The organism is Peribacillus sp. TE19612 (genome assembly GCF_056279465.1).
Window position 1 is genome coordinate 161940 of record NZ_JBWCCL010000003.1, and the last position, 13090, is coordinate 175029.

Consider the following 13090-nt stretch of genomic DNA (forward strand, 5'->3'; position numbering starts at 1 on the left):
TTTATTGGAATAAATATGATAATTTTGTATATGTAAGGCAGATACATAATAATTACAAATAAGGCGTTTGGGAGGAGATGTTGGAGATGGATTGGAAATCTTTATACACTACTTGGGCAGGGTACCAGAATTTAAATGGGGAATTACGTGTCCTCCTTGAGGAAATGCAGCGGGATGAAGCACAACTCGAAGATGCCTTTTATAAAAATTTAGAGTTTGGAACAGGCGGAATGCGTGGAGAAATCGGCGCGGGAACGAACCGGATGAATCTTTATACTGTAAGGAAGGCAACGGTTGGGTTGGCTCAATATATCTCTTCGTTTGGGGTAGAAGCAAAAGGAAGAGGGGCTGTGATCGCTTATGATTCGAGACATAAGTCCCCGGAATTTGCACTCGAAGCAGCTAAGACCTTGGCTACATTTGGGGTGAAGGCTTATTTATTCGATGAATTGCGTCCAACTCCAGAATTGTCATTTGCGGTTCGCGAGCTGAATGCTTTTGCTGGAATCGTCATCACGGCAAGCCACAATCCGCCTGAATATAATGGTTACAAGGTTTATGGGTCAGATGGGGCACAATTGCCACCGGAAGCAGCGGACCAGGTGATCAGCTATGTGAATGCCATTGAAAGTGAGCTTGAAATTCAGGTTGAAGAAGCTGAAGTCCTTAAAGGGCAGGGCCTCATCGAAATGATTGGTGAGGAATTGGACGCTGCCTATAATCGTGAGCTGCTGACGGTTCCCGAGAACCCGCAGCTTGCTGAGGAAATAGATGTGTCAATCGTCTTTACGCCGCTTCATGGAACGGCAAATAAATCCGTCAGGCGGGCACTGCAAAGCTTAGGGTATCAAAATTTGCATATCGTTAAGGAGCAGGAATTGCCGGATCCGGATTTTTCGACAGTTCAGTCTCCGAATCCAGAGGAACCAGCTGCATTTGAAATGGCCATCGAGCTTGGAAACAAGGTCGAGGCGGACTTATTGATAGCAACGGACCCAGATGCCGATCGGCTTGGAATTGCCGTTAAAAACGAGATGGGTCAATATGTTGTCCTGACTGGAAATCAAACAGGTGCACTTTTCCTGGACTATTTACTGTCCCAGAAAAAAGAGAAAGGAAAGATTCCCCAAAATGGAGTCATCTTAAAAACCATCGTCACTTCGGAAATCGGTCGGACGATTTCCGAGTCATATGGCTTGAAGACGGTTGATGTACTTACCGGGTTTAAGTTCATCGCCGAGAAAATAAATCAGTATCATGAAAGCGGGGAAAGTAGCTTCTTGTTCGGATATGAAGAAAGCTACGGTTATCTGATTAAAGACTTTGCACGTGATAAGGATGCCATTCAAGCTGCAGTGCTTGCTGTCGAGGTTTGTGCCCATTATAAAAAGCAGGGATTGACACTATATGAAGGGTTGCTGAATGTGTTTGAAAAGTATGGCTTTTACTTGGAAGGTTTGCGTTCATTGACTTTAAAGGGCATTGAGGGAGCAAAACAGATTCAAGGAATATTGAATCAATTCCGTCAAAATCCTCCTTCCCGAATAGCTGGCATTCCGGTAGTCATTGAAGAAGATTACCAAAGCAGCAAGAAGAGTACATTACTTTCAAATAATGAAGAATTGATCGAGCTTCCGAAATCCAATGTATTGAAGTATTTCCTTGAGGATGGTACATGGGTTTGCCTGCGTCCTTCAGGCACCGAACCGAAAATTAAATTCTATTTCGGTGTCCAAGGTAAATCAATGCAAGAAGCAGAGTCCAAGTTATCGGGAGTCATGGAAGATTTCATGAGCAAGATTGAAGCATTGGTTTAAATGTAAGCTAAACGAAAGACTTCTTCGGTCTTTCGTTTTTTTTATGATTTTTAGTTGAATGAAAAATCGAAATTCTAGGAAATTCCGTTTCGGTTTTGGTATACTGTATTGGCGACTGATCTCGGAAAACACGGGAATAATGGAGGTTTAATTCATGAAATTAGTAATCATTAATGGTTCACCACGTAAACAAGGGCGTACGGGGATTGCCTCACGCTACATATCTAAGAAATACGGAGCGGAACTAATTGATTTAAGCAATAGCGAAATCCCTTTATATTCAGGTGAAGGTGAGCAATATCAATTGGAAGTGATTCAAGGTCTCCGGAAAAGCATCGAGGAAGCTGATGGCGTAATTCTGACCACTCCGGAATATCATGGTTCCATGAGCGGAGCCTTGAAAAATGCCTTGGATTTTTTAAGCAGTGAACAATTCACGCATAAACCTGTCGCTCTATTGGCTGTCTCCGGCGGAGGAAAAGGCGGGATCAATGCCTTGAATTCAATGAGGACAGTGGGTCGAAGCCTTTATGCAAATGTGATCGCAAAACAATTGGTTCTGGATCCGCATTGCTTCGATTACGAAAATGATGGTTTATTTGAAGAGTCTGCGGTACTTGTTGAAGGTATGATCGAAGAGCTTAAAATGTATGCAACTGCATATGCTACAATGAAAAAATGATGAAATGAGGGTCAGGTATTCAATACCTGACCCTTCCTTGTTTTTATAGGGTTTCACCAGCCAAAGTTATATCCCCGATAATTATCCTCTTGTATAAATTTTCACGATTTGCAAAAACTATAGTTGATTTTAGCTTGGAAGTTCACTTAAATAATCACTTGTTTTTTCTGCCGCATGATCCAGATAACGAAGCAGTGCATACAGCTGGGATTGAACGATTTGATAATCATGCTCAAACCTGTAAGCGTGCAAAAAATGTTCTATTTTTTTCGAAAGAAAGTGATCTTTCGTTCGAACCATCAATACTAACAAGCTGTCCCAATCAGAACGGTGTGTGTGAAACAATGCCTGATCATAATCCGCAATCCTCATGTTCTTCTCCCCCTTAATAAGGAGCTATTTGTATTTTGTTCAGATCTGACAGAACATTTCCTTACAATAAGTGGCGATGTATTTGGACCGCGGTTGTTGCTTTTTACCTGAATAAAAATAAAAGGTGAGTACATGAGAAAAATAATGGTAATTGGAATATTAGTGCTTCTTTTTTACCCTGAATCATCGCTGGCGGCAGAAGTGTATTCCCCTGAACAGCTGGAATTGGATTTGCAAGGAATTCAAAAGCAGTATGGATTGGATGTTCAAATAATCGGACAAACTGAAAAGGGGAAAAATATAAAGGCAATCAGGTTAGGGAAAGGAAAAAAATCGATTTTGCTGGTGGGATCACATCATGGACGGGAATGGCTCAGTTCCATACTTTTAATGCGCATGCTTGAAGAGTATGCAGCCGCCTATCGAGCGGGCAAACCTGTTGGAGAATTTCCGTCGGAATCATTGGATGAAGTGAGCATCTGGTTCATCCCGATGCTGAATCCAGATGGCGTGAGCATCCAGCAAGGAGATTTATCCAATTTAAATGTTCTTGAAAAGGCTGCAGTATGGAAAATGAACCGATATAGCAGGAATTGGTCACGATGGAAAGCCAACGCTAAAGGCATTGATTTGAATAGGCAATATCCGGCTGGATGGAAAGAAGTCATGAGTCATGAAACAAAACCGACGTATCAATTTTATAAAGGCGGACAACCACTGGAAGCAGCTGAAGTGAAAGCGCTTACGAATTTCACGAAGGAGATCGATCCCCTTATTGCTGTTTCCTATCATACCTCAGGAAGGGAAATCTTTTGGCATTACAAAAATAAACGGAAAAATATGGCGAGAGATTATGGGATTGCCAAAAAAACTGCCGAAATGACTGGGTATGAACTGACCTTTCCGGAGAAAGAAGCGGTAGGAAGCGGATTTACTGATTGGTTCATAACTGAATTCAGCCGCCCGGGAATGACGATTGAACTAAGTTATTTAGTGGATGAAACCAATCCGCCGTTGACTGTGTTTCCTGAGGAGTGGAAGAGGAATCGATTAGTTGGAATCATGCTTGTAAAAGAAGCGAAGCAGCTGCATAACAACTGAACATTTTTACATAATAATACTAAGCGGAAAGTATGAGGAGGAAAAGATTTTGAAAAAAGTCATCGTGATGCTAATGGGGATTTTTTTAATCATACAAGCAGGATCCATATCAGCACAGGCCCAAAAACCCGATTACGAAAAATACGGAAAGATTGCGATTACGGTAGTGCAGGCAGATTATCCTGAAGTTGAGATTACCGACTACGAATATAAGGGCAGAAAAACTGTAGCGAAAAATCTCGTCGAAGACGATTTCAGATTTTTGGTCGAGGATAAAGGTCAGGAGTTCAATGTCATCGTGACCGTACAACATGATTTGAAAAATGAAAAATTACTTAGTTTGAAGGTCACGGAGCAAAAAGGAAAGTGAGATCAGGACAAACCGAAATTCCAGGTAGGCATCTTACCGAACATCTTCACCTCGAGAAGATGTTTTTTTCTGATTTCCTTTTAAAAGTTGTCCGGAAAAGGGGGATATCGGATTCGTTGTTAAAGGGAATTGATTCCAATACGGTCAGCTGCCATGAAGTTTTCATTGCATTTATGAGCAGCTAACCAGTATAGTTAGTATCAGATTGAAACAATAAGCTTGATTGTAGGGGAAGTAGAAAATGAGAAAGTTTAAGAAAGTTTATGTGGAAATTACGAATATATGTAATTTGAAGTGTAATTTTTGCCCAAGTTCCAGCTTGCAAAGGACCCTGAAATTCATGGATCCCGAAGGGTTTACGGATGTTATCAAGAAAATCAAACCACACACCGATCATATTTATTTTCATCTGATGGGTGAACCGTTTTTAAATAAAAATTTGGGTACATTCCTTGATATCAGTGCTGAAAATGACCTGAAGGTTAATATTACAACGAACGGTACTTTGATTCAAAAGGTCAAAGACAAGCTGCTCTCCAAAAAAGCCCTCCGGCAGGTGAATATTTCACTTCATAGCTTTGAGGCAAACGATACGACCAATAGTCTTGACTCTTATGTCAGTAATATTGCCGATTTCATAAATGAAGCAAATGAAAAAAGTGAAGTGATTTGTGCCATTCGTTTATGGAATATGGATACGGCTGAATTAAAAGCGAGTAATGGCCTGAACGATGATATTCTGAGCATGCTGGAGGAGAAGCTTTCATTGGACATTCGCTTAAGTGAAGCTCTTCAGCAAAAGAATAATATTAAGTTAAGGGACCGGGTTTATATAAACATGGCCGAAAAATTCGAGTGGCCGGAATTGGACCGTGACATTATCGATGAAAATATTTTCTGCTATGCTCTTAGAGATCAGTTAGGTATCTTGGTGGATGGTACAGTCGTACCTTGTTGCTTGGATAGTGAAGGGAAAATACCGCTTGGAAATATATTCGAAACATCACTTGAAGACATTTTAAATGGTGAACGGGCTAAAAATATGTATGATGGTTTCTCAAGAAGATGTGCAGTTGAAGAATTATGTAAACGGTGTGGCTACGCAAAGCGTCATAAAAAATAAATGAAGGAAAATTACGGAGTTCATTTCGTGGTTTCAGACTGTAGACAAACTCGATGAAAAATCAGTTTGCCTGCAGTTTTTTTATTGGAAAATTTCAGGTGATTGCAGAAATCCGCTCCCTTTCCGCCGATTGTCTGCCAAGCCGCATCAAAGCAAGCGTCTGTGGGGTCTCGGCTAGCAGGTAAATTCGGCAGGAGCGTCGCAAATTTCTTCAATCCAACGAGATTAGGCAGTAAAAAACATGAAAGATAATCAAGTTTATTTTTATCTTGGTTCAGGGCGAGACAATCCGAAACTCCTTTTGTCGAAAAATTGATGGAACCCCCAGACTGTAGACGAATTGGAGAAGAGCCAGTTTCCCTACAATATTTCTTTTAAAAAAAGTTACAGTTGATTGGAACGGAAGGTACGAGACTCCTGCGGGAAAAGCGTGTCGAGGGAGGCCCCACAGTCGCAAGGAGCGCCAAGGGCGGACCGCCCGCGGAAAGCTAGTGCCTGGAGTGGAAATCATTACACATACCCTCTTTCAGAAATCAGCTCCCTTTTAGCAGACTGAAAACCATCCTCGTACTCCGAACCCCATCTTATTTCGCCAAACTGAAACCATGGAGTCCATCTCTGGTTTTTTTGTGCTTGAAGGACATTGCCACCATCTTATTATTAAAAATTCAGAATATTATTGTTTTATTAAAAGGACCGTGATAAAATACTCACTATTATTAATGAAGTTAATACTTCATATTGTCATATAAAAAGTATTGGATTCATATCTTGCTTCAGAGGGGATGTTTTATGGATTTACAGCAAAAAGTTAAAGAAGTATTCCCTGGTTTATCTACTGGTCAAAAAAAGGTAGCAAAATACTTGTTGGTGCATTCACATACATTTGCAGTCACTTCAGCTCAAAAGCTCGGAAAAGACATTGGGGTGAGTGAAACGACCATCATCCGCTTTTGCTATTCATTGGGGTTAAGCGGATATGCAGAGCTTCAAAACCTTATTCGAAATCAGTTGATATACGAGAGCAGCAGTTTGAATGAATATCATTCTTCAAAACTTGAAGCCGCGAGTCAGCCAAACTTCATGGCTCAAGTGATGGGGCAGGATATCATCAGCATCGAAAAGACCATGAAAAATTTATCAAACGAAGATTTCGCCAAAACAGTCGATAAATTGGCGGCAGCTGACAATGTTTTGATTTCCGGACACCGTTTATCATTTTCGGCAGCACATTGGTTAACCTTTACACTTAGGCTTGTTAGGGAAGAGGTTCATTTATATCGGCCTGATACTGATGATATATTTTTAATGTTGAATAAAATGACTGAAAATTCCGTTTTCGTAGCCATTTCATTTCACCGCTATGTTAAAGAGACTGTGAAAATAACGGAAATGGCCAAAAAAGCGGGTGCATTTGTAATTGGGGTTACGGATTCCGAACTGGCTCCGATTGCGGAATACACTGACATTTTATTGCCCATTTCAACACCAAGGACTTCCACGATCGATACGGCACCAGTGTTATTCTCATTATTGAATAGTTTAGTAGCTGGTGTATCGATTAAGGATGAACAAGGATTCAAAGAAAGAAAAGCTATATATGATGCGTTCAATCAAGACGATTATTTCTTTTGAGATAAAACATCCATCAGTTTGTGAACATGCCGATTAAACCGGTATATAAGGGGGAGACAGAAATGGATATCACACAAACTATCGAAAAATTAAGGCCGCGTATACTCGATATTTTTGACTATTTACACGCAAATCCAGAAACGAGTTGGAATGAGGTGAATACGACAGCTTTCATTTCAAATATTTTAACGGGGAATCAGTGTAAGGTAAAAACATTCGAGGACTGTACAGGTGTGGTTGGCGAAATCGGGGATGGGGATTTCACGGTCGGATTACGATCGGATATCGATGCGCTTTGGCAGGAGGTGCAAGGGACGTTTCAAGCCAATCATTCCTGTGGACACGATGGTCATATGACCTTGGCACTAGGAGTATTTCTTGTATTGAAGGAAATGTGCTTTCGTCCAAGAGGCAAGCTGAAATTCATTTTCCAACCTGCTGAAGAAAAAGGCACGGGCGCCTTGAAGATGATTGAAGAAAAAGTATTGGATAATGTCGATTTCCTTTATGGAGTGCACTTAAGACCGGTTGAGGAAGTGAAAGATGGGCAAGCGGCGCCAGCCATTGTGCATGGAGCCGCTCAGTTCATTAAAGGTGAAATAGCGGGAACTGATGCGCATGGAGCCAGACCGCATCAAGGGCAGAATGCCATCGAGATAGGAGCGGCATTCATCACCTTGTTAAATGGAATCCATCTCAATCCGTCCATCCCTTATTCCGTAAAAATGACGCAGTTTTTTGCTGGCGGCGAAAGTTCCAATATCATCCCGGGGAGAGCCACTTTTTCATTGGATTTACGGGCACAGGATAATGCAGTGATGAAAGAGCTCACCAAAAAGGTGGAAAAGGTTGCAGAATCTTTGGCCATTGTCCATGGAGTCGAAGTGAAACTCGAACCGGGAACCTGTGTTGCTGCAGCAACCGTGAACGATCAAGCACAGGAAATAATGTCTGAAGCGATAGCCGATACACTTGGGGAAGAAAATTTGGTAGCGCCTGTCATTACAACAGGAGGAGAGGATTTTCATTTTTATACGTTGAAAAGACCTGAACTCAAAGCGACGATGCTTGGATTGGGCTGTGATTTGGCACCAGGGCTCCATCATCCGAACATGACATTCAACAAAGAAGCTTTGTTATCTGGAATTGAAATCTTAGCCAAAGCCATCATACTCACTTTCGAGAAGTATGGAGGGGAGGGCCCCTTACATGACTGATGAATTCATCATTAAATCCCTATCCGCACTAGAGAATTTACAAGAAGTGCAGCGGCTGGAAGCCCTTGTATGGGGCATGGATTGCGTTCCCATCCATCAGACGATTACAGCAGTCAAAAACGGCGGGCTTGTATTAGGCGGCTATATCAATGGCCAGTTAGTCGGGTTTCAATACAGTTTCCCGGGATTCAAGGACGGAAGGGGATATCTTTGTTCACATATGTTAGCCATCCATCCGGCCCATCAAAAGAAGGGCTACGGCAGATTACTTAAACTTGCACAAAAAGAAGAAGCACTCAAAAAGGGCTACGACTTGATCACATGGACATATGATCCATTGGAAAGTGTGAATGCAAACTTGAATATCGGTAAGCTAAAAGCTGTATGCTCTACATATATGGAAGATTGTTATGGAAATATGAAGGATACCCTCAATGAAGGACTTTCCACTGATCGATTCATGGTGGAATGGAATATACGGCAGGAAGCAAAGGACGAGACTCCGCTTCCTGATAAAGCCATACACATCGTAACGACAGGAATGAATGACCAAGGCTTTCCTTATATCAAGGATTATCATTTCGAAACCAATGCCGAGGTGATCGCCATTCCCATTCCGACGGATATTCAACAAATCAAAAAATCTGATCTTCGCCTTGCGATTGATTGGCGGTTAAAAACCGGTGAATTATTCAAAGCTCTTTTTGCCAAAGGATATGTTGCAGCCGGGATCGAACGGGAACAAGGTGAAAACATTCAAAACTATTTATTAAAAAAACAAGAATAAGAGGGGAATCGGGATGAAAATAACGGAAGTGCGTTTACGTCATTTAAATATGGATTTGGTAGCTCCCTTTACAACAAGCTTTGGAACGTTTGTGGATAAGGAGTTCATTCTTGTGGAAGTGAAAAATGGAGAGGGACTTTCAGGCTGGGCTGAATCTGTGGCATTTTCAGCACCTTGGTATAACGAAGAAACGATAAAAACAAATTGGACCATGCTGGAGGATTTCCTGATTCCGCTTGTATTGGATAAAGAAATAGAGCATCCTCGTGATGTATCGGATATGTTCTCGCATATTCGTAAAAATAATATGGCAAAATCGGCAATCGAGGGAGCCATCTGGGATTTATACGCAAAAGAAAAGAATATCCCTTTAAGTATGGCTTTAGGCGGGGAGCTGGAAAAGATCGATGTTGGGATCAGTATCGGCATCCAAAAAACGGTACCTGAATTACTGGCAAAGATAGAAGCTGGATTGAAGGAAGGGTATAAAAGAATCAAAATGAAAATTCAACCAGGTTGGGATGTTGACGTAATCAGGGAAGTGCGCAATCGATATCCCGATATCCCGATAATGGCAGATGCAAACTCCGCTTACCGGCTGAAAGACATTGAATTACTCAAACAACTTGATCAATTTGATTTAATGATGATCGAGCAGCCTTTGTCATCGGATGATATTGTCGATCATGCCACATTACAAGCGGAAATCAAAACACCGATTTGCTTGGATGAAAGTATACATTCCGTCGAAGATGCGAGAAAAGCCCTTGAATTGGGAAGCTGTAAAATCATTAATATTAAGGTTGGCAGGGTTGGCGGTTTAACGGAAGCTATGAAAATACATGAATTATGTAAAGAAAGGAATGTACCGGTTTGGTGCGGAGGCATGTTGGAATCTGGTGTGGGGCGTGCCCATAATATCGCATTGACAACACTTGATAACTTCACGATGCCTGGTGATACGGCAGCATCCTCGAATTATTGGCATAAAGACATCATCCAACCGGAGGTTACAGTGAATGATGGGGTCATAACCGTTCCAAAAGCGGCAGGCATTGGCTATGAAGTAGATTACACTGCGGTCGATGAATTCACTTCCTATAGTAAAAGATATACAAATAAATAAGAGTTGAATTAAAGGACCTCCCGGCTTCATGAGCAATTGCCCGTTAACTTGAAGCTGGGAGGATAATGATGAAAGGAAAGATATTCTCATAACATAAATTGTCAGAATAATCATATAATTAAGGTGGTATTAGATATGAAAAACAGTATAAATCTTGCAGGAGCATATATTGGAATCATCATTGGAGCAGGTTTCGCTTCAGGACAAGAAGTGTTACAATTCTTCACGAGTTTTGGAATCTACAGTGTATTGGGAATTGTGGTGGCGACAGTTTTATTCGCGTTTTTGGGCATGCAAGTTACCCAGTTGGGGAGCACTCTCCAGACACGTTCCCATAAAAGCATCATCGATCATATTTGCGGTCGCTATATAGGCAGGGTGGTCGATATTATCATCACATTTTTCTTGTTTGGCGTTACAGTCATCATGATTGCCGGCTCCGGAACGATTTTGGAGGAACAATTCGGGATTCCAAGCATGGTCGGTGCAATCGTCATGACGGTGCTCACGATCGGTACGCTTTTACTTAATGTTAATAAAATAATGTCCATCATTAGTGCCGTCACACCGTTTTTATTCGTTATCATGATCATTATTTCAGGTTATTCATTTTTCACATCCAATCTAAGTTTCAATCAAATCATTTCATCTTCAAGTAAAGGAACGGCTGCTACCGGAAATTGGTTGATGGGTTCATTACTTTATGTTTCATATAATATGACTGCCGGAATTGCCATGCTGGCCGTAATGGGCGGGACCTTCAAGAATAAGAAACAGGCTGGAATGGGAGGAATTCTGGGAGGGATTGGATTGGGGATCCTGTTATTTTTGATCAATATGGGGATGATGTCCGACTTGAAGGGCATAGAAGGCTCTGGTATGCCTACCCTTCATTTAGCGAATCAGATTTCTCCATGGTTGGGATATGTCCTATCAATCATCCTTTTAGGAATGATTTATAATACAGCTGTCGGGATGCTGTATGCATTCACCGCCAGGCTGGTGCCTGCGGAAACGAAACGATTTAAATTATCCGTGATTATAGTCGGGATTCTCGCCTTCCTTGCAAGTTTCGTTGGCTTTATTAAATTGGTTGGGACGGTATACCCAATCACAGGATACTTAGGTTTTGTCATCATTGCAGCGCTCATCATTTCCTGGATCCGTTCAAAAATGAAAAAAGAGGCTGTGAATCCGGAATTAGCAAAATTTTAATATCAAAGGCATTGAGTGCAGAACTGCATGAAACATTTGGCCTGACATCTTCTTCATGGAGGTGTTTTTTTTCTGTTATCGAGGACCTTTACTCATGATCACGGCATTTTTCCTCCTTTTTTTCATACATTAGTTTAAAGGCGGAAGACAAGGGGGATATCGGATGAATGAAGCGGAGCAAAAGGCTCTGGAATATGCCATTAGTGAAATAACAGAAATAGCAACGGGGTTCGGGTTGGATTTTTACCCGATGCGCTATGAAATTTGCCCTTCAGAAATCATTTATACATTTGGTGCCTATGGGATGCCGACCCGTTTTTCTCATTGGAGCTTTGGAAAGCAATTTCATAAAATGAAGCTGCAGTACGACTTTGGGTTAAGTAAAATCTATGAACTGGTCATTAACTCTGATCCTTGTTACGCTTTTCTGCTGGACTCCAATTCACTTGTACAAAATAAATTGATTGTTGCCCACGTTTTGGCGCATTGTGACTTCTTTAAGAATAATATACGTTTCAATAATACCAAGAGGGATATGGTAGAAAGTATGTCGGCAACGGCAGAAAGAATCCGTGAATATGAAATCCTGCATGGCAAAAAGGAAGTGGAAACCTTCCTCGATGCACTTTTAGCCATTGAGGAACATATCGATCCGTCGCTGATGAGACCGAAGCTTGCCTGGACGATGGAAGATGAGGAAGAAGAAGAGGAAATAAAACCGACAGCCACACAATACGATGATTTATGGAATCTTGATAATAAGGATAAACCGCAGAAATCCAACATTAAAAAAAGAAAAAAATTCCCGCCAAGGCCAGAAAAGGATATTATGCTTTTCATAGAACAGTACAGCAGGGATTTAACCGATTGGCAGCGGGATATCATGACGATGATCAGGGAAGAGATGCTGTATTTCTGGCCGCAGCTGGAAACGAAAATCATGAACGAAGGCTGGGCATCCTACTGGCATCAGCGCATTATCCGTGAATTGGATCTATCCTCAGGGGAAGCGATTGAATTCGCGAAACTGAACGCAGGTGTCGTGCAGCCTTCACGGACCAGCATCAATCCTTATTATCTTGGATTAAAAGTGCTTGAAGATATTGAAGAACGCTATGATAATCCGACCGAAGAAATGATCAGGCTCGGAGTCAAGCCAGGATCTGGCCGGGAAAAGATGTTCGAAGTCAGGGAAATCGAATCGGATATTTCCTTTCTCCGCAATTATTTGACGAAGGATCTGGTCATGCGGGAGGATATGTACCTTTTCCAAAAGCAGGGCAAGGATTATAAAATCGTAGATAAGGCATGGGAACATGTTCGTGATCAACTCGTGAGCATGAGGGTTAACGGAGGTTTCCCTTATATCACAGTTAATGATGGGGACTTCATGCGTAATGGGGAACTTTATCTAAAACATTGGTATGAAGATATTGAGCTGGATCTGAAATATCTCGAAAAAGTCATGCCATATATCCATCAGCTTTGGGGCCGCTCCGTGCATATGGAATCAGTCATAGAAGGAAAAGAAGTCCTGTTTTCTTATGATGGAAAAGGCATTCACCGGAAATATTTATAAAGTTGATAAAACTGCCGGTCACTCGGCAGTTTTCTTGTTTCAAGCACGTTTATTCGTATTGTGATC

General features: G+C 41.5%; 12 protein-coding genes. 11 read left to right on the forward strand and 1 reads right to left on the reverse strand.

The genetic code is table 11. The annotated features are described in order from the left end of the window. Nucleotides 1–86: 86 nt before the first annotated feature. Nucleotides 87–1817 carry a phospho-sugar mutase gene (locus ACZ9AO_RS06685; RefSeq protein WP_476108722.1) on the forward strand — a complete coding sequence of 577 codons (1731 nt, stop codon included), beginning with the start codon at nt 87–89 and terminating at the stop codon, nt 1815–1817. Between the two features lie 154 nt (nt 1818–1971). Next, nucleotides 1972–2499, forward strand: a complete 528-nt coding sequence (locus ACZ9AO_RS06690; RefSeq protein WP_053533937.1) for an NADPH-dependent FMN reductase — start codon at nt 1972–1974, stop codon at nt 2497–2499. Nucleotides 2500–2628: 129 nt separating this feature from the next. Here ACZ9AO_RS06690 and ACZ9AO_RS06695 read toward each other — a convergent pair whose 3' ends face one another. Continuing rightward, the gene (locus ACZ9AO_RS06695) at nt 2629–2871 is read right to left on the reverse strand and encodes a YhdB family protein (RefSeq protein WP_048689737.1); all 243 of its coding nucleotides are present in this window, start codon (nt 2869–2871) and stop codon (nt 2629–2631) included. A 132-nt stretch (nt 2872–3003) separates the two neighbouring features. Here ACZ9AO_RS06695 and ACZ9AO_RS06700 point away from each other — a divergent pair, with 132 nt between their 5' ends. The 9 genes from ACZ9AO_RS06700 (at nt 3004) to ACZ9AO_RS06740 (ending at nt 13024) form a co-directional block, all read left to right on the forward strand. Then, nucleotides 3004–3972 carry a M14 family zinc carboxypeptidase gene (locus ACZ9AO_RS06700; protein WP_476108723.1) on the forward strand — a complete coding sequence of 323 codons (969 nt, stop codon included), beginning with the start codon at nt 3004–3006 and terminating at the stop codon, nt 3970–3972. A gap of 49 nt (nt 3973–4021) precedes the next feature. Then, nucleotides 4022–4342: a DUF3889 domain-containing protein gene (locus ACZ9AO_RS06705; protein ID WP_053533939.1), complete on the forward strand. Its 321-nt coding sequence runs from the start codon at nt 4022–4024 to the stop codon at nt 4340–4342. Nucleotides 4343–4583: 241 nt separating this feature from the next. Continuing rightward, nucleotides 4584–5465 carry a radical SAM/SPASM domain-containing protein gene (locus tag ACZ9AO_RS06710; protein ID WP_034315057.1) on the forward strand — a complete coding sequence of 294 codons (882 nt, stop codon included), beginning with the start codon at nt 4584–4586 and terminating at the stop codon, nt 5463–5465. A 792-nt stretch (nt 5466–6257) separates the two neighbouring features. Beyond that, nucleotides 6258–7100, forward strand: coding sequence for a MurR/RpiR family transcriptional regulator (locus ACZ9AO_RS06715; RefSeq protein ID WP_048689729.1), 843 nt, complete (start codon nt 6258–6260; stop codon nt 7098–7100). Between the two features lie 68 nt (nt 7101–7168). Further along, complete coding sequence (locus tag ACZ9AO_RS06720; RefSeq protein WP_476108833.1) at nt 7169–8317, forward strand: M20 peptidase aminoacylase family protein; 1149 nt, start codon at nt 7169–7171, stop codon at nt 8315–8317. Then, nucleotides 8310–9104, forward strand: coding sequence for a GNAT family N-acetyltransferase (locus ACZ9AO_RS06725; RefSeq protein WP_476108724.1), 795 nt, complete (start codon nt 8310–8312; stop codon nt 9102–9104). Before ACZ9AO_RS06720 ends, ACZ9AO_RS06725 begins: the two co-directional genes overlap by 8 nt. 13 nt (nt 9105–9117) lie before the next feature. Next, nucleotides 9118–10230: an o-succinylbenzoate synthase gene (gene menC, locus ACZ9AO_RS06730; RefSeq protein WP_476108725.1), complete on the forward strand. Its 1113-nt coding sequence runs from the start codon at nt 9118–9120 to the stop codon at nt 10228–10230. 135 nt (nt 10231–10365) lie between these two features. After that, nucleotides 10366–11445, forward strand: coding sequence for a YkvI family membrane protein (locus ACZ9AO_RS06735; protein ID WP_476108726.1), 1080 nt, complete (start codon nt 10366–10368; stop codon nt 11443–11445). Nucleotides 11446–11608: 163 nt separating this feature from the next. Beyond that, nucleotides 11609–13024: a SpoVR family protein gene (locus tag ACZ9AO_RS06740; RefSeq protein WP_057275661.1), complete on the forward strand. Its 1416-nt coding sequence runs from the start codon at nt 11609–11611 to the stop codon at nt 13022–13024. The last annotated feature ends 66 nt before the right edge of the window (nt 13025–13090 follow it).